We start from the raw sequence: 24920 nt of genomic DNA, 5'->3' as shown, positions 1-24920 counted from the left end.
TCAGCGAAATCAACTCGACTACCTGTTTAGGCCGCTAATTTGACAAAACTTAACTAGCCTAAGGATTGTTCGATCCAGCTTGGCACCTCTTTCAACATATTGGGGAGTTCAGATACATCGGTTCCCCCGCCCTGAGCCATATCCTTTCGACCGCCGCCTTTACCGCCCAGTTTGCCGGCAGCAAAACGCATAAGGTCACCGGCAGAAAGGCGGTCAGTCAGGTCCTGGGTCACCGCCGCTACCAGGGCGACTTTTTCATCTCCCGGAGCCGCCAGCAATACCACGCCGCTGCCGAGTTTGTTCTTCATTTGATCCGCCAGATCGCGCAGAGACTTGGCGTCAGCGCCATCAATGGAGGTTGCCAGCACCTTAAAGCCGGCCAAATCAATGGCCTGAGCGGAGAGGTCTCCGCCGGCACCGCTGGCCAACTTGGTTTTGAGCTGGGCGATCTCTTTCTCCAGCTTGCGGTTATTGAGCAAAAGCTGCTCGACCTTATCCGCCAAAGTGTCCGGGCGCGCCTTAAGCAAAGTGGCCACATGTTCCAGGCGATGCTGGGCCTGATCGAACAGAGACATTGCGTGGGCACCTGTTACCGCTTCGATACGGCGCTGACCGGAAGCGATACCGCTCTCACCAACAATACGGAGCAAGCCGATATCCCCGGTGCGCTTAACGTGGGTGCCGCCACACAGCTCCACAGAGAAAGCCCTGTCGTCGGCTTCACCCATTGAGAGTACGCGAACAGTATCGCCGTACTTCTCGCCAAATAGGGCCATAGCGCCCATGGCTTTTGCCGACTCGATATCGGTTTCGCGTGTTTCAACTGGGGTATTTGCGCGAATTTGGCCGTTCACCAGGGATTCAATCGCATGCAATTGTTTTGCCGTCACCGCTTCGGGGTGGGAGAAATCAAAGCGCAGGCGCTCGGAGTCCACCAGGGAACCCTTCTGGGTCACATGCTCACCCAACACCTTGCGCAAGGCCGCGTGCAATAAGTGCGTTGCGGAGTGGTTCAGCGCGGTGGACTGGCGAACATCAGCAGACACGGTGGCCTCAAGGGTTTCACCGACGGCAATAGCGCCTTTTAGCGCCTTACCACTGTGCAAGTGATGCGCGCCCTGCTTGGTGCAGTCGCGCACTTCAAAGCGGGCATCGGCGGCACTCAAATAACCGCTATCGCCCACCTGGCCGCCGGACTCTGCGTAGAAGGGGGTCTGGTCCAGCACAATCGCGCCCTCTTCCCCTTCTTCCAGGCGTTCAACCTGTTCGCCATCTTTAACAATGGCCAAGACTTTGCCGCTTGCCGCAGTCGCGCTGTAACCGAGAAACTCAGTGGCGCCATCCAATTCGAGGACATCGGTATAGTCCTGTTTAAACTTACCGGCAGCGCGGGCTCTCTGGCGCTGGGCCTCCATAGCGGCCTCATAGCCATCCATATCCAGGGACAGGCCGCGCTCACGGGCGATATCCTGGGTCAGGTCTGTAGGGAAGCCATAGGTGTCGTGCAGAGTGAAGACCAACTCACCGGGGATTTCACTACCCTCAAGAGAGCTCAGGGCATCTTCCAGCAGCGCCATGCCCTTATCCAGGGTCTTGGCAAACTGCTCTTCCTCTTTGCGCAGCGCGCTCTCAATTAACTGCTGCTTTTCACGCAGCTCCGGGTAGGCATCTCCCATCTGCTCTGCAAGCGCTTCTACCAGTTTGTAGAAGAAGATCTCTTTGTGTCCAAGCTTGTGTCCGTGGCGCACGGCGCGGCGAATAATACGGCGCAGTACAAATCCGCGCCCCTCATTGGAGGGCATTACACCATCGGCAATCAGGAATGAGCAGGAGCGGATGTGATCGGCGATCACCCGCAGGGACTTCTCTTCCAGATTGCTACAGCCAACCACTTCCCCGGCCGCTTTCAGCAGCGCTTGAAACAGGTCAATTTCATAGTTGGAATGCACACCCTGCATTACAGCGGCGATGCGCTCCAGGCCCATACCGGTATCCACTGACGGCTTGGGCAGCGGGTGCAACTCGCCATCAGCGGTGCGCTCATATTGCATAAATACCAGGTTCCAGATCTCGATATAGCGATCGAGATCGTCGTTATCGGAACCGGGGGGACCGCCGGGCACATCGGCACCGTGGTCATAGAAAATTTCAGAACTGGGACCGCAGGGACCGGTGTCGCCCATCTGCCAGAAGTTATCCTCGTCGAGGCGGGAGAAGCGCTCGGCACTCACCCCCATCTCTTTCAACCAAATATCAGCCGCTTCATCATCGCTGATATGTACGGTTACCCAGAGGCGCTCCTCCGGCAGGTTCAATACCTTAGTCAGGAACTCCCAGGCAAAACGAATCGCTTCGCGCTTGAAATAATCGCCGAAGCTAAAGTTGCCGAGCATCTCAAAAAACGTGTGGTGGCGTGCGGTATAACCGACATTTTCGAGGTCGTTATGTTTGCCCCCGGCACGCACACAGCGCTGCGAGCTGGTGGCGCGATTGTAGGAACGCTTTTCCTGCCCCAGAAAGGTGTCCTTAAACTGCACCATGCCGGCATTGGTGAATAGCAGCGTCGGGTCGTTGCCCGGAACCAGGGAGCTTGAGGGCACAACCGTATGGCCCTGCTCAGCAAAATAATTCAGAAAGGCGTCGCGAATTTGTGCGCTTTTCATCCGGCGTAATTCCACTTCGTTAGTTGAGTTTTATTTGGTTGGCCTCCGTGACTCGGTGTCACTTCTAGCCCACTATTGTGCGAGTCCCTGCTCGGGCATTCTTTTTTGAGCCAGCAGGTGGACGTGCAGGTGAAATACAGTTTGACCTGCGCTTCGACCATTATTAACCACCAGTCGATAGCCTTCGAGTCCCAGCTTGCGCCCCAGTTCTGCCGCAACCCACATCAGGTGGCCGAGCAGGGATTTATCCTCAACCTGAGCATCGGATAAATTCACTAGGGGTTTGCGTGGGATAATGAGGAGATGGGTCGGCGCTTGTGGCGCGCGATCCTCAATAACGACACATTGGTCATCCTCGTAGATCATCTCGGTAGGAATATCTCCCGAGATAATTTGACTGAAAACGCTGGGTTCACCCATAGGTTTATTTTTCCAGCTTTTCCTCGGCTGTCAGCTGCCGCGCTTCAGACTCCAGCATTACCGGTATGCCATCCCGTACAGGGTAGGCCAGGCCGCTGGCCTTACAGACCAACTCCTGAGTGTCCTCCCGGTATTCGAGCGGTGCTTTACTCACCGGGCACACCAATAGGCTCAGCAACTTTTTATCCATGTTCTACCCCACTATTTTCCCCCGGCAGTACTTCCGAGGGGCAAAAATGACCGCGTATCATACAATGCTTCATACGCTTTTACACGGTATTCACTCTCGCTTATGTTGCGCTATTTTGGGGTTTTACGCTTTTTTACCCTTGCGTGACAGCGGTGCGGCCTGCAACTACAGCGTTGAGATGACCGATTAACAACTCCCGAGCCAGGCGCCCCTCCTCCACCTCGTTAAATACCTCGTGGTAGGATTTCGGGAAACAGTGTAGCTGTTTGTTTTTTGAACCCAGCCGCTCAAACCATTTGCGGCTCAGCTCTACATCGACAATTTTATCCGACTCCGGCAATAGCAGCAGACAGGGTACAGATAGCCTACCCAGCCGCTCCGAGAGAAAGGTCCGCTCACGGATAAAAGCCTCGAACCAGCATAGGGATATGCTGCCATGCACTAATTTATCCTCGCCATAGCGCCTGACGACCTCCGGGTCCCGGGATAGCCAGCGGCTATTTATCCGGCTGGAGAGAAGCAACCGCGGAAACCCGCGAGCAAACAGTAACGCCAGCCACAACAAAAACCCTTTCGGCTCATTTTTAGCGCGAAACCCCGGCGCAGAGAGGCTTAAGCTATCGACCGAGCCGTAGCGGATCACACAGCCACAGGCGATAACCGCCCCCATACTGTGCCCGAGAAGGTGCAAACTAAGCCCGGGGTTTACACTTTTTACCAGGGCGATGAATTGGTTGAGGTCCTCGCTGTAAAGCGCAAAATCCTCAATATGGCCGCACCGCCCCTCCGACAGTCCATGGCCATAATGATCCAGTGCATAGACACTGTATCCAGCCCGATTCAGATCCCCCGCCAGCTCGCTATAGCGCCCACTGTGCTCTCCCAATCCGTGTGAAATAACCACGACACCCAGCGCCCCATCAACCCACCAACACCGGTAGTGCAGTGTCACCCCCTTTGTGACAAATTCCATTTCAACTTCCTTAATTTCCCTATTAATTCTTATTTCGCGGGCTACTCCAGAGCTTCGCGATACCTACCCAACATTGCCAAATGATTCATTCGAGAACGCTTGAGCAACGCTTCCTGCGCTGCCGCAACGTTTTCTGGGCGCCCCTGCCAAGCGGCGAGCGCCGGCTCCTGAAGCGCGCGCCCATAAGAAAAGCTCAACTGCCAGGGCTCAGCCCCCCGCTGGTTCATGGCATTGAGGTTGGCGGTGGCCTCTTCCGGCCCCTGCCCCCCAGAGAGAAAGTTAATCCCCGGTACTGCCGCTGGCACGGTTCGGCGCAAACTGCGCAGGGTATATTCCGCCACCTGCCCGGGGTCAGCCGACTCCGCTTTCGCCCCCGGGGTCACCATGCTCGGCTTAAGTAACATCAATTCCAGTATTACCCCGTGCTGGTGAAGAGCGTGAAATACAGAGTGCCAAACCCGCTCGTTCACCGCCGCACTGCGTTCAATATCGTGCTCGCCATCCATCAACACTTCGGGCTCCACAATAGGTACCACCCCCTCGGCCTGACACACGGCCGCGTAGCGGGCCAGCATCTCCGCATTTGCGCTAAGCCCGAGGCCCGTGGGGTTGTGGTGGCCGATAGCGTAGACCTCGCGCCACTTGGCAAAGCGCGCCCCCTGTACCTTGTACTGCCGCAAGCGCTCGGACAAGCCGTCCAGCCCATAGGTAATCATATCTCCCGGGGCTCCCGGTAAGGGTCCCTTGCCCTTGTCCACTTTAATGCCCGGCAGTATGCCCTGAGCTGCGGCCACTTCAGGCAGAGGGCGCCCCTCAATATCCTTTTGCCCCAGAGTTTCCTCGAACAAAATAACGCCGCTAATACACTCACCCAAGCCCTTGCAAGACAGCAGCGCGGCGCGATAGTCGCGCCGACTCTTCTCGGTGGAATCAACCCCGATAGTGGCAAAGCGCTTGGCGATAGTGCCGCTACTTTCATCGGCCGCCAAGATCCCCCTCTGGCCATCGACCAAAGCCGCCACCGTTTCCTGCAACTTATCGATCTGTGACATCTCACCCCTCCCTTCAGTTATTGTGCAAAGAGGATGGGCGGCCCCAGCTAAAAAGCCCTACAGGCTTTCACCGCCCTACGCCAGCCAGTTAGTAATTGCTCCCGCTCTACTGCGACCATTGCCGGTATAAAATCCCGCTCGATTTCCTGTAGACACTCCGGCAACTCCTGTGGCTGCCAGGTTCCACTGCCAATACCCGCCAGCAGTGCGGCACCTATAGCCGTGGACTCAATCTGCTGAGGGCGCTCGACGCGCAGAGAAGAGATATCCGCCTGGAACTGCATCAGGAAGTTATTGGCGCAAGCACCCCCGTCCACCCGCATATGCGTTATCGGTAAACCCAGGGCTCGCTCCATTAGGCGGGCCAGCTCGTCGCTCTGGTAAGCGATAGATTCCAAGGTTGCGCGCACCACCTCGGCTCGGCCAACGCCGCGACTCAAGCCGCAGATAGTCCCCCGCGCCGATGGGTCCCAGTGTGGCGCCCCCAATCCACTAAATGCCGGCACCAGGTAAACACCCCGGGTATCGGGAATACTCTGAGCGATGACCTCGGTATCCACCGCCTGCTGAATCATACCCATTTCATCGCGCAGCCACTGTATGGCGGAGCCCGCCGTAAACACCGCCCCCTCTACGGCATAGGCCGGCTTGCCCCGGGCATCGCAGGCCACTGTAGCCAGCAAGCCCTGAGGAAGCTCCGGGCGATCCTCACCGGCATAAGCCAACATAAAACAACCGGTTCCATAGGTATTCTTAATACTGCCGGGCTCGGTACATCCCTGGCCAAACAGCGCCGCCTGCTGGTCTCCCGCGACACCGCAAATCGGAGCTGACATACCGAGAAAGGCCTGGGGATCTGTATCGATAAAGTGACCTGCCGACGGCAGAATTTGCGGGAGAATAGATTCTGGGCACTGGAAGAAGTCGAGTAACTCCCTATCCCAGGCTTTGTTCTTGAGGTTATACAGCAGGGTGCGGCTGGCATTGGTGTGATCGGTAAGATGGGCCCTTCCGCCACTCAGCTTCCAGATCAACCAGCTATCCACCGTGCCAAAACACAGATCCCCCCTCTGGGCTCGGCTCAGCAGGTCGGGGTTGTGGCGGAATAGCCAGGTCAGCTTGCTCGCGGAAAAGTAGGCATCCAGCAATAGGCCGCTGCGCGCTCGCAACCAGTCAGACCGGCCGAGCGCCTCCAGCTCACGGCACACCTCGGCAGAGCGCCGACACTGCCACACTATCGCGGGAAAAACCGGCTCGCCGGTATATCTGTCCCAGAGAATGGTGGTCTCGCGCTGATTGGTAATCCCTACCGCCGTGATATCCGACGCGCAAATACCGCCGCGCTCAAGTGCTGCGGCACAGACCCGGAGAGTGACCGACCAAATCTCTTGCGCATCCTGCTCAACCCAGCCAGGTTGGGGGTAATGATTGGGGATTTCGGCGTAGCTGCGGCCAACCAAATGGCCCTTACTGTCGAAAATAAAGGCTGTGGTACCGGTGGTGCCCTGGTCAATAGACAGGATCATAGAGTTCTCGCGCTTATTCTTCTGGTCCCTTTCTACGCCTGAAAGAGCGGCCAAAAGCTATAGACCAGCTCCCCAGACACCGGTCAGAATATAAGCCCGATTAATCGCCGTCCAGCGCCCAGCCAATCGCATCGGCGGGAAATCCCCGATAAGCCAGATATCGCTGACGCCGCGCCCGCTCCTTCAGCCACTGATCTCTGGGGAGCTCAGCACTTATTGAGGCCCGGTATTTCCTCTGTAGCATTTCTGCGGCCAGCTCAAACCAGTCCACTTCCAGCTGCTCCAGAGCCCGAGTAATCAACTCACCGCCCACACCGCGCTGCTGTAACTCCTGGCGAATACGAATAGGCCCCTGCCCCCGCTGGACACGGGAGCGGGCAAATACCTCGGCAAAGCGCTGATCGGATTGGTAGTTGAGCTCCTGTAGACGCTCAAGGAGGGCTTCGAAATCGGCACCGGGGAATTTGGCCGCAAGCTTCTGCCTCAGTTCACGGCAGGAGTGCTCGCGGCGGGTCAACAGCTCAAGCGCCGCGCCGAAAAGCGCCTGAGCTGAATCAGCGGAGGAATCCGCTTTTGTGTACGGCATCTACTCTTCCGGTAACTCCACAGCCTCTTCAGAGGTGGCCGGGACCAGATCACCGAGCAGCTGCGCGCGCAACTGGCCTTCAATTTCGTTGCGAATAGCGGGGTTATCGCGCAGGAACTTAGTGGCATTCGCCTTGCCCTGGCCGATCTTATCGCCCTTGTAGCTATACCAAGCGCCGGCCTTATCTACCAACCCCATCTTCACACCGTAATCGACAATCTCACCGATCATGTTGATGCCTTCACCATACATGATCTGGAATTCGGTCTGCTTAAATGGAGGGGCGACCTTGTTCTTAACCACTTTCACCCGGGTTTCATTGCCCACCACCTCATCGCCATCTTTAACGGAGCCGATACGACGGATATCCAGGCGTACAGAGGAGTAGAACTTGAGGGCGTTACCACCGGTGGTGGTTTCGGGGCTGCCGAACATAACACCGATCTTCATACGAATCTGGTTGATAAAGATCGCCAGGGTATTGGTGTTCTTGATATTACCCGTGAGCTTGCGCAGGGCCTGGGACATCAGGCGAGCCTGCAAGCCCACGTGGGAGTCACCCATTTCGCCTTCGATCTCAGCGCGCGGGGTCAGGGCCGCTACGGAGTCCACTACCAGCACATCAACGGCACCGGAGCGCACCAGCATATCGGCCACTTCCAGCGCCTGCTCACCGGTATCCGGCTGGGATACGATCAACTCATCGACATTTACACCCAATTTTTCTGCGTAGATAGGGTCGAGGGCGTGCTCGGCATCCACGAAAGCACAGGTGCCGCCGTTGCGCTGGGCCTCGGCAATCACTTGCAAAGTAAGGGTGGTCTTACCGGAGGATTCCGGTCCATAGATTTCAACAATACGGCCGCGCGGCAAGCCGCCTATTCCCAGAGCCACATCCAGGCCGAGGGAGCCGGTGGAGATCGCGGGGATACGCTCGCGTTCCTTGTCCCCCATGCGCATCACAGTGCCTTTACCGAACTGGCGTTCAATCTGAGAGAGCGCCGCCTTTAGCGCCTTGTCTTTATTGGAATCCATGACCATTCCCGTATTTCTGAGCTGTATTGAGTGGTGGCAAGCTTAACGAAGGATTACTGTATAGGCAACCAGTAATTCCTCAAGCTGAGTACCAGCTCCACATTAAGTTGAGCACTGCCGGAAAAGAGGCCAGTGCTGGCCGCAAACGGGGAAAAATTGACCCGATGGACAGGCTCAAACCGGGTGCTCATAGACAATCGCCAGCATCCCCTTGAGTGCCTCGATCACGGTCTGCGCTTGCACCTCCGCCCGATTGCCGCTGAACAGGAAGCGCTTCGCATCGATCTGTACCGGCTCCTGCCCCTCCGCATGGGCCCAGGCAATCCAAACAGTACCCACCGGCTTCTCTGCACTGCCGCCATCGGGCCCGGCAATACCGCTGACGGCAACGGCGAGATTGGCATCCATCATCGCCAGAACCCCACAGGCCATCTGCCGTGCAACCGGCTCGCTCACCGCACCAAACTGCTTCAGATCGCCACTATCGACCCCTAGGACACTGTTCTTGATCCGATTGGCATAGCTCACAATTGATCCGTCGAACCAACTAGAGGCACCCGCAACAGACGTAATCGCTGCGGCAATCGCACCGCCACTACAAGATTCCGCCGACGACACTCGCCACGCTCTCTTTTCCAGCTCCCGACCCAGCTCACCGGCAAGTTCGATTATCTCTCTGTGATCCACTGTTTCATCCTATTCAACCGCCTCCAGGCCCCACCCTACGGAAGCGGGCCCCAATTCTGAATGTCGACCAGCGCCGACCTGCCCCCCATTTTAAACGAGCAGCGCCTCCGCCGAAAATTCAGCCGCCCTCAACAAAATTAGAACCTGGATTTACAGCAAGATCACACCGGCACCAAAAGATAAAAAATACCGCCAAACCACCAAATCCAACCTCTCCCACTATCTCAGCTAAAAATTAGAATTTAAATTTTAAAAGAGGTGTAAATTCAGCAAATAATTTCAACCGAACAGTTTAGAAGACAAGAAATAGCTTAATGATAAAAGGGCAAAAAATGTGCAAGGGCTCTTATCCACGCTGTCCGCCTCATTTTTTAATAAAATAATTTTCATATATGCGACAAGCTGGACCGCTCCTACGATAAAGGGGCCGCACATTCCCTTTGCAGCTGCCGGCTTTTTGTTAGTCTGTTACTGCTGTAGTAAAAAATAAGTACCAAAATAAAAAGCAGATAAACCTCCAAGCCCCACCAACAACAGTGGGCGCGAAAGTATAGCCATATAAAAACATAATGACGTTGGCGACCCTATAAACAATTAAAGAAAGACAAAATCATGAACTTAAAAAAATCAGCGATTGCAGCTGCGATTGTCAGTGCCTGTGTGTCTTCACTTGCCGGTGCGAAAACACTGGTATGGGAAGACAATTTCGATGGCGACAGTATTGATAAGTCCGTCTGGACTTACGATGTCGGCAATTCAGGCTGGGGTAACAATGAATTGCAAACCTACACCGACGACAGCGCCAATGCCTATATCGAAGATGGCAACCTTATTATTCAGGCGCTGCAAAATGATGACGGCAGTTTTACCTCCGCTCGTCTAAAAACCCTAGGTCGCATGACCTATCAATACGGCACTATTGAAGCGCGCATAAAACTGCCCGACCTAAATGCCGGATTGTGGCCCGCCTTCTGGCAGCTCGGTGGCGACTACGGCCAAGTGGGCTGGCCCGCCTGTGGCGAGCTGGATATTCTTGAAGCGGGCATGGCCGAGGCGCTCAGCGCCGGCACCGTCAACTCCGAGGTTTCAGGTGCTTTTCACTGGTGGCATGAGTCCGATGACTACACCGGCCAGGCAGACTACGGCCAATCGAAAAACCTGGTTGACGATTTCGGTTCCAGTGTGGACCTCACCGAGGACTATCATGTTTTCGGCATGACCTGGACACCCGACAGCATCGCCATGTGGGTCGACGACGAAGCCAATGAAATTATCAGCATCGGCAGTGAAGACCCGGCCTTTGACGAGTTCCGCCAGCACCACTTCCTGATCCTGAACTTGGCGGTAGGTGGTGTATTCCCGGAAATTTATACCAATAGCGAAATCACCGCACCTATGCCCGCTAAAATGTATGTGGACTATGTGCGCATCTACGACAACGACGACAGCAGTTACAGCACAGAAATTTCTCTGGCGGAAGACACGGCAAAAAATGGCGATATCGGCGTATTTTCTGAGAGCGCCAGCCTATCCGAATCGCTGGAGCTTGGCACCGATACAGAGCTGTATATCTGGAATCAAAACAGCATGGCTGCAACTGTTAGCAGCGATGCCGCCGAGGGTGACGAAGCACTGGAGTTAGAGATTACCGCTGGTGAATGGTTCGGTATGGGCTTTTGGATGCACTATGACCTGAATCTGATGAACTATGAAAACGGCCATCTCAATCTCAAAATGAAAACCACCAGCAGCCAGACTATCGGCATCGGAATTTCCAGTACTGGTGGCGGAGATGCCTGGATAGACCTGGTAGATGGCGACGATACCTACGGCTTTGAGCGCGACGGCGAATGGCACCAGGTCAGTATCCCCCTAAGCAAACTCGGAGTAGACTTCAACACTATCAGCCAGGCATTTATGATTCGCGGCGATGCTGCATCTGAAGACTTTGTTCTGGCCATTGACGAGGTCTATTTCAGCGAGAGCGTTGAAAAAACAGCGCCAACCGGTGTCTTCTCTCTCTACAGCGAAACCACCGAGGCCAACTCAACTTTCACCCAGGGAACTGACGGCAACCTGTATATTTGGGGCAACACCCTGCTGGAAGCCAATCAAACCCCATTTGAAGGTGAGGAATCCCTCTCCTTTTACTCCTCGGGTGCCGGCTGGTTTGGAATGGCATTTACTGCCGACAACTATTACGACCTGTCCGCCTTCGACAATGATTCCGCAATGCTGAATTTCGCTCTGAAGACCACTTCAGACACGACTTTTAAAATCGGCATGAAGAGCGGCAGCGTTGCCGATATTGGCCAGCAATGGATTGAATTTGCCAGCGGCTCCGACCCTTACAGCTTCACCCGCGACGGCGAGTGGCACCAAGTATCTATCCCCGTTACCGATTTCAGTAACGAGGTAGATATGTCCAATGTTATTCAGCTATTTGAACTGTTGGGCGTTGACGGGGATATCAGCGATATCGAGATTGACGATATCTATTTCTCCGGCGGAAGTTCAGACGGTGACGATAGCCATCACTGCCATCCGCACACTCGCAAGTGCCCCCCTCGCCACAAAGGGCATAAACATCACCGTGGCGGGCACGACCATCATCATAGAAACTGTCCCCCGCCGGCACAGTGCCCACGGGGTCCCCATAAAGGCTAAAAAATACAAAAGGGCACAGCCAGCTGGCTGCGCCCTTTTTTCTACTACACCAGCCAGTCTCTGCCACCAATATCAAAACTAGCCTGATCTGCCGACAGATATCACCTTTTACAGAGGCAGCCGAGCGTTACCAGCATCTAATTGCTCAGGAATTCTTCAGCTAAAAACATCAAACAATAAATATACACACTGTCATCACAACCCCTCGATTTAAACAGCCCTGAAAAGCTTTTCGGGTAAAACATTTACCAGCAAAAAACCAAAGAGACTTTTATTTTCTTGTAAAAAAATTACAAAAAATTATTTTTCAAGTGGATGCGACAAGCAGGACTGCAAGCACGATAAAAGGTCTGAATCCACTTTCCCGGAGAACAATCGTTTTGCTAGGCTTTGCCCGTGACAAGCGCCTGTTATTTCGAGTGAAATTCAACCAGCAACAATTTAGGTATCCAGTCTTCACTAATTTCACAAACAGTCCTTGATGTGTCACACCACCTACTATCAGGCGTTTTATTCTTATAAATAATTAACAACGAAAGAAAATCATGACTATTAAAAAATCAGCGATAGCGGCAGCTATTGTCGGCACTTTTGTGTCCTCAATAGCCAACTCAAAAACTCTGGTCTGGGAAGATAATTTTGACGGAGACAGTATCGACACTTCCGTCTGGACCTACGATGTCGGCAATTCCGGCTGGGGTAACAACGAGTTACAAAACTATACCGATGATAGCAGCAATGCTTACGTCGAAGACGGAAAGCTGATTATTCAGGCGATACAGGAGAGTGACGGCAGCTTTACCTCAGCTCGATTGAAGTCCCTCGGGCGCCTGTCCTACAAATACGGAACCATTGAAGCTCGCATCAAACTGCCCGATTTGGACGCGGGACTGTGGCCTGCATTCTGGCAACTGGGCAGCGACTACGGTCAAGCCGGCTGGCCCGCCTGTGGCGAGCTGGATATTCTCGAAGGCGGTATGGCTGAAGCCCTCGAAGCCGGTGTCGTCAACTCTGAAGTTTCCGGTGCCTTCCACTGGTGGCACGAGTCCGATGACTATACCGGACAGGCGGATTATGGCGAGTCCAAAAACCTTGTTGAAGACTTCGGCTCCAGCTCCGATCTCACTGAGGACTACCATATCTTCGGCATGACCTGGACACCCGACAGCATTGTTATGTGGGTGGATGACGAATCCAACCAAATCGCCGCACTGACTGACACCAGTGATTCCGCCTTCGATGAATTTCGCCAGCATAACTTTTTAATTCTCAACCTGGCGGTGGGTGGCATCTTCCCGCAGATCTATGACAACAGCGAGATCACGGCGCCAATGCCCGCGAAGATGTACGTTGATTACGTACGTATCTACGACAACGATGACAGCAGCTACAGCACCGAACTCTCCCTGGCAGCCGATACGGCAAAAAGCGGCAACCTGGGCGTATTCGGAGACAGCAGCGATATTTCCAACTCCCTGGCGTTTGGAAGCGATATCGAACTTTACGTCTGGAACAATATGGAAAGCCAGTCCAGCCTCAGTGAGAGCGACGCTCTGGAATTCCAAATTGATGCCGGCGAATGGTACGGCATGGGTGTATGGATGTACTACGACCTAAATTTGATGAACTATCAAAATGGTCACCTAAACTTCCGTATGAAAACCACCAGTGAAGAGAGTATTGGCATTGGTATTAACAGTACCAGCGGTGGCGAGTCCTGGGTAGACTTGAGCGTAGAAGGCGATACTTTTGGCCTGGAGCGCGATGGGCAGTGGCACGAAGTAAGCATTCCCCTGAGTAAGTTTGGAGTGGATTACAACACCATTAGCCAGGCCATTATGCTGCGCGGCGATGCCCCGGCAGAGGCCTTTAGCCTCTCTATTGACGATATTTACTTTAGTGAGAGTGTGGCCAAAGCGGCTCCCAGCGGCACCTTCTCCCTGTACAGTGAAACCACCGAGGCAGACTCCACTTTCGAGCTGGGCAGCGATGGCAACCTGTATATTTGGGGTGAAACTCTGGTCGAGACATCCACCTCCCCCTACGAAGGCTCCGAGTCCCTATCCTACACCTCCGCTGGTGCCGGCTGGTTCGGCATGGCCTTCACCGCTGACTATTACTACGATATGTCGGCCTTCGACAACGATACCGCCACACTCAATTTTGCCCTGAAAAGCAGCTCCAGCACGACCTTTAAAATCGGTATGAAAAGCGGCAGCATCGACGATGTGGAGCAGAAGTGGATTGAATTTAGCAACGGCGCCGACCCCTACGGTTTTAGCCGCGATGGTCAATGGCACCAAATTTCTATCCCCGTAAGCGACTTCAGTGACGAAGTGGATATGTCCAACGTCCTCCAGCTGTTCGAACTACTGGGCGTAGATGGAGAGATCAGCGATATCGAGATTGACAATATCTATTTCTCCGGAGGCAGCGATAACTCTGGTGATGACTCCGACAATGGAGACGACGAGGGCGACAACAATGATAGTGGCAATCGGGACCTGATCGCACAGGCCAGCATCACCGCCAGCAGTGAAATCCAATCCATCGCACAAGCAACCGATGGCGACAGCACCACTCGCTGGGAGAGCGCTCATGGCAGCGACTCAGTATGGGTGCTCCTGGACCTGGATGAAGCGGAGGCGCTGAACACCCTGACAATCGACTGGGAAACTGCCAACGCAGCGGCCTATACGGTGCAAGGCAGCAATGACGCCAGCTCCTGGTCTACACTGGCCAGCTTTAGCGGCGGCACTGCCGGTGAGAGAACCGATGAGCACAGCCTGAGTGGTAGCTATCGATATGTGCGCCTGTACTTTACTGAGCGCAGCACAAGCTACGGCTATTCCATCTGGGAAATGGGCTTAACCGGTGGTGACAGCCAGGCTTCAAGTATCACTGCAACCTCTGAACTGCAAAGCGCTGGGCTGGCAATCGACGGAGACAGCAGCACCCGCTGGGAGAGTGTTCACGGCATCGACAATGTCAGCCTGACCTATGACCTGGGCTCTGTACAGTCTATCGACACCCTTCAGATCGACTGGGAAACTGCCAATGCCGCCGCCTACACCCTGCTCGGCAGTACCGATGGCAGCAACTGGACAACTATTGAGTCACTTTCCGGAATGGGTACAGGTGAACGCACCGATGCAATTAGCGTAGAGGGCGACTACCGCTACTTGCTGATTGATTGCACCGAGCGCAATACCCCGTACGGCTACTCCATCTGGGAAATCACTACTCTCTAAACCCTGTGGGGCAGCACTTTTCTGTGCTGCCCCTTATTCCCCCTTCGATTGCGAGGAAAATAATTCTAAATCCTCTGTATACAACTGCACCCTTGAGGCAATTTTTGTTCGCGCACCGCCACTATAGAAAAAAAAGGGCAATATCCCCTAAAGATAAACCATCGCTAAAATTGCACGCCCCTGTTTCACGTAGCTGCGATACAAATCCCCCACGGGGCTGCTCAAATCATCAACATCTACCCTTTTAAAGCCCAAAGATGAGTAAAAGGGTTCTAAATGTGCATAGGGGAATGTATAGGTATCGCTATCAAAGCGTTCCGCCAGCAGCGCCAATAACTGTCTCGCAACTCCCTGCCCTCGATAGTCCGCAGCAACAGCAACCCCAGCCAGCAGCTTAAAGGTTTCATAGCGCCGCAAATAACCACAAGCAATCACCTCGCCCCGTTCGCTCCGCACAACCCCGCAATCTTCATGGCGTTTGGCTTTGCCACGAAATCCATGCGTGCGATAAAATTTGTTCGCCAGCGGAATCTCTATATCCGCCAGCCACTGAACCCTATAACAAGGCTGCGTTTTCGCCATAAACCTGCCTCTATACCTCGAAGTAAAAAGATGCCCAGAGAGACCTGTAACACCTGCCTGCGCCCCCCCAATGTCTGCTACTGTAGCGCACTAGTGAAGCTGGCCAATACCGTAAAGGTGGTGATCATACAGCACCCACAGGAAGGGAAGCACCCGTTCAATACCGGGCGCATGGCCTACCTGTGCCTGAACAACAGCGAAATGCTTATCTCTGAAACCCTCGCCCCCCAACAGCTGGGGCAGCTGCTTAAAACCCCTAGCGCCCTACTCTACCCATCACTGCAGTGGCTACCTGAGACCCCCCAGTTAGACAAGGGCGGCTCTATCCTTAATCACAAAAACCAACAGGTAAAAATAGAGCAGCTCATTGTGATCGACGCCACCTGGAAAAAATCCAAAAAAATCCTTCACCTCAACCCCAGGCTTCAACAACTCCCGAGGCTAAATCTCAACGGAAACCTAAAGTCCACTTACACCATTCGCAAAACTACGGTTGCCGATGGTTTATCCACCATTGAGAGTATCGCCATGGCTATGACTCAACTTGAAGACAGGAGTGACTTCTCCAGTCTTTTACAACCTTTTGCAAAAATGATCAGCCTGCAACAGCGTAGCTATGCGCTAGAAACGACTTAATGAAAATAGAGATCGCTGCCAGTGAAACCTCAAGGGGAGAGCTGCACCACCATCGCATCAGGAAATATCAAGTTAGACACGCCTTGATAGGTCAGCACACACATAAAGACCGATAATGTATACCGAATAATCTTTCGATATCGCTCCTCATCAATCCTGGACTGAAGTCTAAAGCCAATAATTAGCCCCAAATAGGCAAACACAGTAACTGCGAACAGTGGCATCAGTGCCAAATCATTAAAGCCCGAATAGAACGATAGCACGGCAAACTGTATCAGCTTACCCATCAAGAAACAGATATTGGAAACAATAATTACTTCTCTCGATGACTTGCTTACCTCCAATAAATAAATCATCAATAGCGGTGCAATCGCATTAGTAGCACCACCAATCATACCTGCCAAGCTCCCCATAATGACCGGGAAAAGTACTGGCCGACTGGAAAGCTTGCAAAGATACTTCTTCAAATGATTGGAAAACAGATAAAACAGGATTGATATTGCCAGTAACAACTTGAGAAAGTCAGGATTTGCCCAGGTTAACAGCCATGCTCCGGAAAAACTTCCCAGCGACACCAGCAATATCACCAAAACATATTTAGAAAAATCAACCCTATAATCTCGACATCTATAAAGACTGAAAACAATGAGCAAAAGCGAGGGCAATAGGGTTAACACCACTGCGGTTTTCAGATCATAAACCAGTGCCAGAATGGGTGTGGCGAGCATCGGAAAACCGAAACCCAACGCCCCATGAGCAACCCCCGCTATCAGGATAAGTAGCAATCCTACTGCAACTATCTCTATGACCACTCGCTAAGTAACCCTCGATATAGCAGGCATATCAAAATACATTCGTTTAAGGCACCTTGCTCTATTCTTTATTCCAGTTTTTGTATGAAGGTGTCGCCGACTCAAAAGCACCGTCATTGTACAGAAAAAACGCTCTATCGCTATGGGATATGATCCCACCGTTCCCTGACTTGCCTATCCCTCAGCCCCCTAAATCAAGCTCACACAAGCCCAGCTATTTAACAAAACTGAAACAAGCTCTCTCCCCCCTAAATGGACAAAGTTTACCGGGACACAAAAAAACGTAGTGAACTGCGCCAAAGCAAGATAATTTAATAAAACCACAACAAACAACCCCCAAAAGAGAAAAGAAAGCGTCACAAAATAAAAAGTAGCAACGGCAAGCCCAGCCGATCAATCCACCCCGCAAGGTGGAACAACAGTCCATATATCAAAAATAAAACCTATAAAGTGGATCAGAGCCCCGCCGTTAAGGGCCAATCCCGCTTTCGAAATAAGCTGAGGGGAAAGCATGAAAGATGCCAAGGCGCGCAAATCATTTAAATGCAGATACCAAACAGCCCCAAAGAAAACATCCGACCAACCCCTGCCAGATGGCAGTCATATAAAGCTGAGCGCCGCCACTAAAGTGGCTGTCAGCTACTCTGAGACACGTAGGCATATACGCTTATTCAATGGAGAGGCACAATTCAGCATTTATAAAGATATAAGCTGGCCACTTATTATAGAATCGCGGCAAACATTGATCCGCACGCACAAATCCATCTTCAACATGGATCAGCGATATGGAGAAACAGAAGTCACTGTTCTAGAAGGGAAAATTATAGCCAGCCCAATAAAACAAACTAAAAATCGCAGTAAAGTCGAGAAAGGTGAAACACTCAAAACAACTGAAAACAGCACCGGAGCAATCAAAGCTTTTGACATTGCCACCTACAAGGACTGGTGTAGCGGCTATACCCAGGCCAACAATATCAGGCTGGCAGAACTTCTTATCAAGCTCAATCGCTTTACTGACATACCGCTGATAACCAGAGGGCGGGATACCAATAGGTTGTTGATCAGCGGAACTTACGACTTAAATCATATCGAAAACAGCATTCACTTACTGAGCAAATCCTATAACCTTAAAGCCACTAGAGAAGAGTTCCATATCATTCTCGAACAACTTGCCGAATAACTCCCTAATGCCCCCCCAAATGGATTTATTCCTCCCTGTAATACAGCCATAAAACCGTAGTTTCCTGTAATCTTTACAGCAAATACTGTCATTCTTAGTCGTTCTGCTATGACTAACAATACATAATTTGTTAGTCTAATTTACTCAGCTGGCAAGGAACACCAGGACTCCCCCCCTGGCTCAAAGACTCCTAACCTTGCCAGCTCTTTTTACTCCCACTTATTGCAAGTAAAGATACAGCCCAACAATACTATTCAACCGTATCTCTGCTCTCCTGCCTTAAATAACCAGCCGCATTTTCATCCTGCGCCAACTGCCGCTGTTCCATCATAGGTACTGCCCGGCTGCGCTGATTAATCGCATGAATATTTGAAGTATTTTCGAGGTCCCTACCGCTGGTAATGGAGGCAATGGACTCCCTATCCTTCAAGAAGCCTATCACATCATCCCTGATTTCAGACAGATCCCGCTCAGATTTATGCATTTCAAGTATATGCCTTGGATACTCTAAATTTCTCATACCAGATGCCGCAAAGGTACTGGAGACAACCTTGGTTACAATAACCCAGGGAGTAATTGAACTTCTTACCAATACATTTTCAGAACGTGTACTATCGTGTATGCCTGTACCTGTTGAAATTTTAGACTCGGTAAACGTACCTTCGCATTTAAAATAAACCAATAATGATTCAAATTGTATTTCTGCAAAAAAGATATGCGCAGCATTGGTTAAAAAACGGGCAAAGGTATGAAGAATAAATCCAACTAACAATAAGTGGATTAAAGTCATGCAGAGGGCTCCCCCCGCGGCAACATATTCCTCCAGCAAGGCCAAGCGCCCACTTTCCTGTGTTAAAGCAGTAAACTCCTGCTCAACAGCCGCAATAGATTCCGGTTGAAAAAATTGGATAATATCAATGAACGAATATGCCACCCAAATGGTTAATGCAGTGACCACAAGATAGAGAGCATTACCCACATAAAGACTGATATCGCGAATCCACCTGAATCTATCCCCCAGATCAACGGGGCGGACCGTAGGCTGCACCTCCTGGATCATTTCCCCGGTAAAGGAACCTTTGCCATCGATTTGCTCTACCAGATTTGGATCAAGCTCTCGATAAACCCGATTAGGCACCTCTTTGTAGCGGCGATTTGCCATCACAAGATTATCCAGGTTGATAAAAATCTCCTTCGGATGAACGGATTCCTGCCAGTTATCCCGCAGCTCGGAAACCTCTGTTACCGGATTCGCGACCTCACTTCTAAAACGCAACATAGCGACAACAGCAAAACTACAAGCTGAACCGACGATGACAATGCCTAAAATATACAGAAAAGGGCTAAAGTTCGGTAAGGCTTGGGCCAAAACAGCCGAAACACTAATTAGCTCATCTAAAGAAGAACCACCTTGCTTCGCAAAAAACTCGACTCCCAGGCTTAAGCCCAACCCCAGTAACAGAGGCACCACGATCGAGAATACAATCGTTTTTGCAATACTTCCCCCGGTAAGACTCGCCACACTTTTTTGGGCCTCTCGGGAGATACCACGACTCGCGGAGCGCCATACAACCAGCGTATACAGCAAAGCAATAGCAGAGTACATCGGAAATAGCTCTTGCCCCATATCGCCGGCAAAGCCGCTAAGACAAATAAAGGCAACAATGATATAGGAGAGTATAACCGTAAGCGTACTTACCCAAGCGCCAAACTGTGCTTGTGCCATATTCCGGATGGGGTATGGCATATAGAGCAGCCGGGGAAAGATACTGTGTAGCACTCGCGCCAAGAAGCCTTTGGGCTCAAGAAAGGTCGAGTTCTTGCGCCCAACTAACATCTCCTCCAGTTCAGAAGCGGTATAAGCGACTTCATTTTTCTCTTGAGACGCCGTGCTTGCTTCAGATTTGGAGTGATTAAAGGCCAGTGATACCGGATGGTTGCGCCCGACGAAAAATCGCAATAAAGCAAAAATCCCCCCAGACAAAGCTCGGATACCGCTTACCAATAAAGCTGCGCCGACAATAACCAGCACCCAACCATTGACAGGGTTCGATTTCACCTGGCCTGCAGCCATAAAGAGCAGGATCAGAGCCACAAGAGACTGCACACCGCCCCTGATTGCCGTAACTCGCCCCTCTTTCTTAAAAGGGTTCTTAAGCCCCAGATCAATTGAGCCATAATCAAATGCCATATACTACCCCCTCGGTACAGATCCCCATGCCTGAAGCTTAAATTCAAAACATATACACACTTTTTAAGTGTATGCAGCTTAAGGCTTTCCTGATCATATTTCACTCACTTTCTATACAGCTGGCAACAATAGTTAGTAAGCCAACTGTAACCTCCTGTGCGTCGCATGGATTTCTGCATAACTGGGTATTCTTGAAGGCTTGATAAATGCGCTGTAAGCCGCTCGCATATGACCTGCGCAGCGCCGAGCAGACAAGTTACCAATACCGGTCCCCAAGCCGGGGCATACAATTGACTTTATACCTTCCGAAGGATCTGACTTATTGAACTGCTGTACCGCATTTAAGATTGCTCGAAAAGCATAATAAGCATTTAGAGTACTGGAGATATCTTCTGGTACACGCATAGTTGGAGCTGAGATCAAATAGGGCCAATTCTCATGGGAAGTAGGTACTATTATCGCAGCCCCTACAGGTAGCTCACCATGAAAATCTCCTTTAATTTTCTCTTGTAAACGGTCTTCAACTCGAAAACCCAACCTATCCCTAATAGAAAGATCCAGCCCACCATCCATGATCCCAAAACTGTTTGCAGGGCTAACCATCGCATCAGCTGGCCTGGAAAATAAATCGCCCTCAATAACTTCAACGGTCTCCACACCTTCAAATACTTCACCCCAAGCATCTACAAGTTCTTTTGATTTATCAATTAAGTAGATTTTAGCAGGCAGCATATAAATCTCATTTTTAACAGAATTATTTACAGCCTCACAACTTACTCACCCGATAATCAACTGTAAAGTCTTTTATCCACGTAACTCCTGAACCACTCATAATTTCATTCCCAAGCTCTACATCAGCTATATATAATTCTTTGGAAATTAACCCTTCCTTAACTGCGTAGCTGAGAAGTTCTAAAGCAGGAATAGAGATCTTCATGGAAGGCTGTTTAAGCCTAAATGATACATACACCCAATTATTATCATTTACTCCCGACATATCCCTCCAGTCCTTATGGTACCAAACCTCCCATGCAGCACCATTAACCGTAAGCTCGCTATATTTTCTTCCCGCAGGACTAAAATGTCCCTCAGTAAAGTAGGTCCAAATCATAATTTCAGCAGCTATTACTGAACGATTTTGCTCATCCCCTCTATACTCCTCCGAGATTAACCACATAGTCGTGGCCGTATTATGGTCTCCATTTGACACACTTTCTGTATGATGTGAAATATCAAGTTTAGTAAGACTAGACATCTTCAAAGGAAATGAATCATCAAACTTAGGCTCTGGCGACCAAGGTGAAGATCCTACTTTTATTTGTGGCTGAGAATAAATCAACTGCCTTCCAAAGGGCCAAGACCAGGACCAACCAAACTGCAATTCACCATCTACCAACCGTTCCTTCAAACACTGGGTCCAAGGATCATCTTTTGCCGCATACTTATTCCAGACATTATTACTCAAAACTCCAAGCTTGGTTGGAGCACTGTAGAAATCGTCGCAACTTATAGTTGCCCCCTCAGGCTTAACCCAACCGACATCTTCACCAACAACCTTTGAGCAAAAAGAAAGAACAACAGAAAAAACCAAGATAAACCTCAAAATTAAACCTCACAGTCAAAAATCCAAATATAGCGACTAAAGTTAAATATCAAACAATCAAATATAGAAAAGTTTTAGATAGAACCCATATTGGTTTGTCTTACGAAATCCACAATCACAATCCACAACCATGAAAAAGATTAATGGTCTTTTGGAATTATAGATGGGCAGCTATATATTCTCTTATAAAGAGAGAATCAGGAGCTACTGGTGTTATCAACAATAGGGTAAAATCTCGACTGCGCGCAATCCACTCACATAAATTATACCTATAGCCACTTTTAACCAACAATCCCATTGTCAATGGTCAACCTCTCCCAAGCACTCACAACCCTAAGAACCACCGGTTTTTATCCATATTTTCTGTATAACGCACCCAAAATCAGCCAAAGATCTAGAACACCCTGGGTTTACTGGAATTATTGCCTTAGCCAATTTCAGAATCTCATCTCCTGTGAGATTAGAATATCCGTATATTTTCATTATTAATAGTCAACGCTTTTAGCTTGGATTCGTATCTAGCTCACCAAGAATCTAAATTGGTTATACCTTTTATTTAATCCAGCCACGGAGTTCTACAGTAGATTGTTTTTCCAAAAAACCTAAACCCTTCCCCCAAAAGTGATCTCTAGAATTCAACTTCTACACAGACACCAATAGGCAGAACACAAATTTTACGCCTTTATTCCAACATCTAGCGCACGGGCGAACGACCTGTTGCAGAGCCAAGCGCGAAGTGTGTATTTTTCCGGGATTTGTTAGCGCTCTACTCCTAATCGCTGAATAGACACGGCTTCTTCTGGATCATTTCAAAGTGGTGTTTCTTACAAAACGCACTGCCTTTAATGGCACCTCTTTGGCATACTTTGTTTTTACACCGTATATCTTCTCTTTCCGAACCAAGACAGTCATAAAAGTCTCGATCATTTTTTCTCTGATACTCCTCTGATGAAAGAGGCTTAAAATCCGGATGAGGTAAAAATGCATCATGTTCGTAATAGTATAGAAATGATTCAAGTAATAACTCGTCAGTGAGCTCGCAACCTAAACCTTTAGCGAATAAAACTATGCTTTCAATAGTGCCTGAATCTAGAGTAGAGACAAGTCCTTTCTCTTGTGTAATTAGTGGCTCATCATTTTCATCAACCTGATCATCTTCTAGTTCATCAACGTTAATGATCTGGCCAAGCGTGTCAAAATTCCAGCCCCCCCTTTTCCGGAAGATACAACCACCCCTCTTCAAGCTGCCCACTTGCACGTTTTAATATATTGATTAATGCTTCCATACTTCCCTAACATCTAACTCTCGGCTTAGGCTTTATACACATATCTGAATTCTATTCAAAGTCTCACATAAAGAAATAATCTACCTCCCATCGGAGCGGAGAAATAGAGACGCACCGATTACGCAAAAATGGGAGTGAATCGACAAAAATAGTGCATAGTTTTGGACGCCTCACAGCAGTGTTGTGTTAGTCTTTTATTGAATCTTCTACAAGTGCTCCAGAGGAGATCGTATTTTCTATCCAGTCAATGTAATAGGATACACGGACGTTATAGCCAGCATCTCCGTAACGCCCTCCGTAATAGGTCCGTAAATCCCTTTCGCTAGAATCCCAAGCAACTATACCCGCTAGTTTCCATTCTTGATCTTCGTTGATTAATACCGGACTTCCACTATCTCCTTTACCAGCCATACCTTCGAGCTTAACTGCTGTTTTAGGCGTATCAAAAACATAGGAAATCCAACGATCTTTAACCGTAGAAATTTCGTTGAATGCTCTCCGCAAGGTAGTACGATGCGGACTATTAGCTTTTGGTCCAGCATCTCCTCTCCCAGTGCTACCTTTACCAATTAGCTGTACAATTTTTCCAATTTCATCATCACCTCGATATAGAGAAATTGGCTTTACATCCGTAATTGGATTTTCAAGTTTGATGAGCGCAATGTCGTCTGTTGATGCAATAAACTCTTGAAGGCTAGACCCATTACCAGTCGCCAAGGCTTCTTTTATCAGTTTATTATCTGGTGCCTTATACCCGGGATGGACAATTACAGATGCTACCTTTCTCGGCTCGTTATTTAGATTGACTTCTTTGAAATGTTGCATACAAGCCACATGCGCTGCTGTAACTATCCACTGAGGAGAAATTAAAATACCGTGTCCCTCACCAGGAAAATCTACCAATGCAGGCAGCACAGATGAAGGAATTCGATATTCTTCATCTTCGGTGTCGTCACGAATAATGATCGCATTTACAGTAGATGATATGAACAACAAAACTAATAGCAAATATCCCTTCATTCTTCTTTTCCTCTTAATAAGGATTACTCGCCAAAAGGCTAACGCACGATAATCGGCTAGCGCTATATAGCGATGACAGCCTAGTGAAGGCCCATAGGGCCGGAATGCAACTCATCACCTTTCTATACGAGGGACCCTGAACCCCGTTAACTCTCTTCAAAAACTTCCAGTGCTGTATTAAGGGCATTTATAGATGATGGAAACCCTCCGTACAGCGACATCTGCCAGATAATCTCGCCGATTTCTTCTTTAGTTAAGCCTGCTTTCAATGCCCCTTGGATATTAACTTTTAGTTGCGGTGACGTTTGGCCGCCTATTGCCGTAAGTGCAGCAATGGTAGCGATATAGCGTGATTTTAGATCTAGCCCTGGCCTTGAATACTGCTGTCCATAAGCGAAATCAACCACAGATTCCCCGATGCCAGGTACGTACTTTCCATACCTTTGTTCTAGCACCTCTTCCATTCCAGGATTTACTTCTTCTACCAACGCCCTTCCCCGAGAAAGGGTATTACTAACCTCTGTTTTATCATTCATCAATTTTGTGTCCTTTGAAGGGGC

21 protein-coding genes are annotated in these 24920 nt (G+C 50.3%); 4 read left to right on the top strand and 17 right to left on the bottom strand.

The annotated features are described in order from the left end of the window. Positions 1–53: 53 nt before the first annotated feature. From alaS to ACJJIK_RS20975, 9 genes are all read right to left on the bottom strand, one after another. Positions 54–2663, bottom strand: a complete 2610-nt coding sequence (alaS, locus tag ACJJIK_RS21015; RefSeq protein WP_444943757.1) for an alanine--tRNA ligase — start codon at positions 2661–2663, stop codon at positions 54–56. A gap of 72 nt (positions 2664–2735) precedes the next feature. Continuing rightward, a complete protein-coding gene (locus ACJJIK_RS21010; RefSeq protein WP_444930164.1) occupies positions 2736–3083 on the bottom strand; it encodes a histidine triad nucleotide-binding protein in 348 nt (115 codons plus the stop codon). A gap of 4 nt (positions 3084–3087) precedes the next feature. Continuing rightward, positions 3088–3273, bottom strand: a complete 186-nt coding sequence (locus ACJJIK_RS21005) for a Trm112 family protein (protein WP_108734085.1) — start codon at positions 3271–3273, stop codon at positions 3088–3090. A gap of 133 nt (positions 3274–3406) precedes the next feature. Next, positions 3407–4246, bottom strand: coding sequence for a lysophospholipase (locus ACJJIK_RS21000; RefSeq protein ID WP_444943756.1), 840 nt, complete (start codon positions 4244–4246; stop codon positions 3407–3409). Between the two features lie 41 nt (positions 4247–4287). After that, positions 4288–5298: a class I fructose-bisphosphate aldolase gene (locus tag ACJJIK_RS20995; RefSeq protein ID WP_444943755.1), complete on the bottom strand. Its 1011-nt coding sequence runs from the start codon at positions 5296–5298 to the stop codon at positions 4288–4290. A gap of 47 nt (positions 5299–5345) precedes the next feature. Beyond that, positions 5346–6824, bottom strand: coding sequence for a glycerol kinase GlpK (gene glpK, locus ACJJIK_RS20990; protein ID WP_444943754.1), 1479 nt, complete (start codon positions 6822–6824; stop codon positions 5346–5348). 100 nt (positions 6825–6924) lie between these two features. Next, entirely contained in the window at positions 6925–7410 is a 486-nt protein-coding gene (locus ACJJIK_RS20985; protein ID WP_444943753.1) for a regulatory protein RecX, read from the bottom strand. After that, the gene (recA, locus tag ACJJIK_RS20980; RefSeq protein WP_444930159.1) at positions 7411–8445 is read right to left on the bottom strand and encodes a recombinase RecA; all 1035 of its coding nucleotides are present in this window, start codon (positions 8443–8445) and stop codon (positions 7411–7413) included. Between the two features lie 174 nt (positions 8446–8619). Further along, the gene (locus tag ACJJIK_RS20975) at positions 8620–9132 is read right to left on the bottom strand and encodes a CinA family protein (RefSeq protein WP_444943752.1); all 513 of its coding nucleotides are present in this window, start codon (positions 9130–9132) and stop codon (positions 8620–8622) included. 612 nt (positions 9133–9744) lie between these two features. Here ACJJIK_RS20975 and ACJJIK_RS20970 point away from each other — a divergent pair. Together ACJJIK_RS20970 and ACJJIK_RS20965 are read left to right on the top strand one after the other, a co-directional pair. Beyond that, entirely contained in the window at positions 9745–11799 is a 2055-nt protein-coding gene (locus tag ACJJIK_RS20970) for a family 16 glycosylhydrolase (protein WP_444930156.1), read from the top strand. A 545-nt stretch (positions 11800–12344) separates the two neighbouring features. Next, positions 12345–15050, top strand: a complete 2706-nt coding sequence (locus tag ACJJIK_RS20965) for a discoidin domain-containing protein (RefSeq protein WP_444943751.1) — start codon at positions 12345–12347, stop codon at positions 15048–15050. A gap of 147 nt (positions 15051–15197) precedes the next feature. On the opposite strand, the gene ACJJIK_RS20960 is transcribed toward ACJJIK_RS20965, so the two are convergent. Beyond that, positions 15198–15632, bottom strand: coding sequence for a GNAT family N-acetyltransferase (locus ACJJIK_RS20960; RefSeq protein ID WP_444943750.1), 435 nt, complete (start codon positions 15630–15632; stop codon positions 15198–15200). 30 nt (positions 15633–15662) lie between these two features. Between ACJJIK_RS20960 and ACJJIK_RS20955 the strand changes: the two genes are divergently transcribed. Next, positions 15663–16268: a tRNA-uridine aminocarboxypropyltransferase gene (locus ACJJIK_RS20955; RefSeq protein ID WP_444943749.1), complete on the top strand. Its 606-nt coding sequence runs from the start codon at positions 15663–15665 to the stop codon at positions 16266–16268. 29 nt (positions 16269–16297) lie between these two features. Here ACJJIK_RS20955 and ACJJIK_RS20950 read toward each other — a convergent pair whose 3' ends face one another. Beyond that, positions 16298–17080, bottom strand: coding sequence for a sulfite exporter TauE/SafE family protein (locus ACJJIK_RS20950; RefSeq protein WP_444943748.1), 783 nt, complete (start codon positions 17078–17080; stop codon positions 16298–16300). A 511-nt stretch (positions 17081–17591) separates the two neighbouring features. On the opposite strand from ACJJIK_RS20950, the gene ACJJIK_RS20945 reads away from it, so the two are divergent. Next, complete coding sequence (locus tag ACJJIK_RS20945; RefSeq protein WP_444943747.1) at positions 17592–18260, top strand: FecR family protein; 669 nt, start codon at positions 17592–17594, stop codon at positions 18258–18260. A gap of 250 nt (positions 18261–18510) precedes the next feature. Here the strand turns inward: ACJJIK_RS20945 and ACJJIK_RS20940 are convergent, their stop codons facing one another. The 6 genes from ACJJIK_RS20940 to ACJJIK_RS20915 all read right to left on the bottom strand — a co-directional run bounded on the left by ACJJIK_RS20940 (position 18511) and on the right by ACJJIK_RS20915 (position 24896). After that, positions 18511–20451 carry a hypothetical protein gene (locus ACJJIK_RS20940; protein WP_444943746.1) on the bottom strand — a complete coding sequence of 647 codons (1941 nt, stop codon included), beginning with the start codon at positions 20449–20451 and terminating at the stop codon, positions 18511–18513. Positions 20452–20583: 132 nt separating this feature from the next. Beyond that, positions 20584–21183: a macro domain-containing protein gene (locus tag ACJJIK_RS20935; protein WP_444943745.1), complete on the bottom strand. Its 600-nt coding sequence runs from the start codon at positions 21181–21183 to the stop codon at positions 20584–20586. Positions 21184–21217: 34 nt separating this feature from the next. Then, positions 21218–22042, bottom strand: a complete 825-nt coding sequence (locus ACJJIK_RS20930) for a GH12 family glycosyl hydrolase domain-containing protein (RefSeq protein ID WP_444943744.1) — start codon at positions 22040–22042, stop codon at positions 21218–21220. A 784-nt stretch (positions 22043–22826) separates the two neighbouring features. Further along, positions 22827–23297, bottom strand: a complete 471-nt coding sequence (locus tag ACJJIK_RS20925; protein ID WP_444943743.1) for a DUF7716 domain-containing protein — start codon at positions 23295–23297, stop codon at positions 22827–22829. Positions 23298–23526: 229 nt separating this feature from the next. After that, the gene (locus ACJJIK_RS20920; RefSeq protein WP_444930146.1) at positions 23527–24360 is read right to left on the bottom strand and encodes a S1 family peptidase; all 834 of its coding nucleotides are present in this window, start codon (positions 24358–24360) and stop codon (positions 23527–23529) included. A gap of 146 nt (positions 24361–24506) precedes the next feature. Continuing rightward, the gene (locus ACJJIK_RS20915; RefSeq protein ID WP_444930145.1) at positions 24507–24896 is read right to left on the bottom strand and encodes a carboxymuconolactone decarboxylase family protein; all 390 of its coding nucleotides are present in this window, start codon (positions 24894–24896) and stop codon (positions 24507–24509) included. Positions 24897–24920 lie beyond the last annotated feature (24 nt).

This window comes from Microbulbifer regidiadema (SeqCode) (genome assembly GCF_052466995.1).
This window is presented reverse-complemented; position numbering and strand designations above follow the sequence as displayed.

What these genes read in the sequence shown, in the direction of transcription:
- alaS (WP_444943757.1), bottom strand. Translation starts at nt 2,663, where the DNA reads ATGAAAAGCGCACAAATTCGCGACGCCTTTCTGAATTATTTTGCTGAG.
- ACJJIK_RS21010 (WP_444930164.1), bottom strand. Translation starts at nt 3,083, where the DNA reads ATGGGTGAACCCAGCGTTTTCAGTCAAATTATCTCGGGAGATATTCCT.
- ACJJIK_RS21005 (WP_108734085.1), bottom strand. Translation starts at nt 3,273, where the DNA reads ATGGATAAAAAGTTGCTGAGCCTATTGGTGTGCCCGGTGAGTAAAGCA.
- ACJJIK_RS21000 (WP_444943756.1), bottom strand. Translation starts at nt 4,246, where the DNA reads ATGGAATTTGTCACAAAGGGGGTGACACTGCACTACCGGTGTTGGTGG.
- ACJJIK_RS20995 (WP_444943755.1), bottom strand. Translation starts at nt 5,298, where the DNA reads ATGTCACAGATCGATAAGTTGCAGGAAACGGTGGCGGCTTTGGTCGAT.
- glpK (WP_444943754.1), bottom strand. Translation starts at nt 6,824, where the DNA reads ATGATCCTGTCTATTGACCAGGGCACCACCGGTACCACAGCCTTTATT.
- ACJJIK_RS20985 (WP_444943753.1), bottom strand. Translation starts at nt 7,410, where the DNA reads ATGCCGTACACAAAAGCGGATTCCTCCGCTGATTCAGCTCAGGCGCTT.
- recA (WP_444930159.1), bottom strand. Translation starts at nt 8,445, where the DNA reads ATGGATTCCAATAAAGACAAGGCGCTAAAGGCGGCGCTCTCTCAGATT.
- ACJJIK_RS20970 (WP_444930156.1), top strand. Translation starts at nt 9,745, where the DNA reads ATGAACTTAAAAAAATCAGCGATTGCAGCTGCGATTGTCAGTGCCTGT.
- ACJJIK_RS20965 (WP_444943751.1), top strand. Translation starts at nt 12,345, where the DNA reads ATGACTATTAAAAAATCAGCGATAGCGGCAGCTATTGTCGGCACTTTT.
- ACJJIK_RS20960 (WP_444943750.1), bottom strand. Translation starts at nt 15,632, where the DNA reads ATGGCGAAAACGCAGCCTTGTTATAGGGTTCAGTGGCTGGCGGATATA.
- ACJJIK_RS20955 (WP_444943749.1), top strand. Translation starts at nt 15,663, where the DNA reads ATGCCCAGAGAGACCTGTAACACCTGCCTGCGCCCCCCCAATGTCTGC.
- ACJJIK_RS20945 (WP_444943747.1), top strand. Translation starts at nt 17,592, where the DNA reads ATGAAAGATGCCAAGGCGCGCAAATCATTTAAATGCAGATACCAAACA.
- ACJJIK_RS20940 (WP_444943746.1), bottom strand. Translation starts at nt 20,451, where the DNA reads ATGGCATTTGATTATGGCTCAATTGATCTGGGGCTTAAGAACCCTTTT.
- ACJJIK_RS20935 (WP_444943745.1), bottom strand. Translation starts at nt 21,183, where the DNA reads ATGCTGCCTGCTAAAATCTACTTAATTGATAAATCAAAAGAACTTGTA.
- ACJJIK_RS20920 (WP_444930146.1), bottom strand. Translation starts at nt 24,360, where the DNA reads ATGAAGGGATATTTGCTATTAGTTTTGTTGTTCATATCATCTACTGTA.
- ACJJIK_RS20915 (WP_444930145.1), bottom strand. Translation starts at nt 24,896, where the DNA reads ATGAATGATAAAACAGAGGTTAGTAATACCCTTTCTCGGGGAAGGGCG.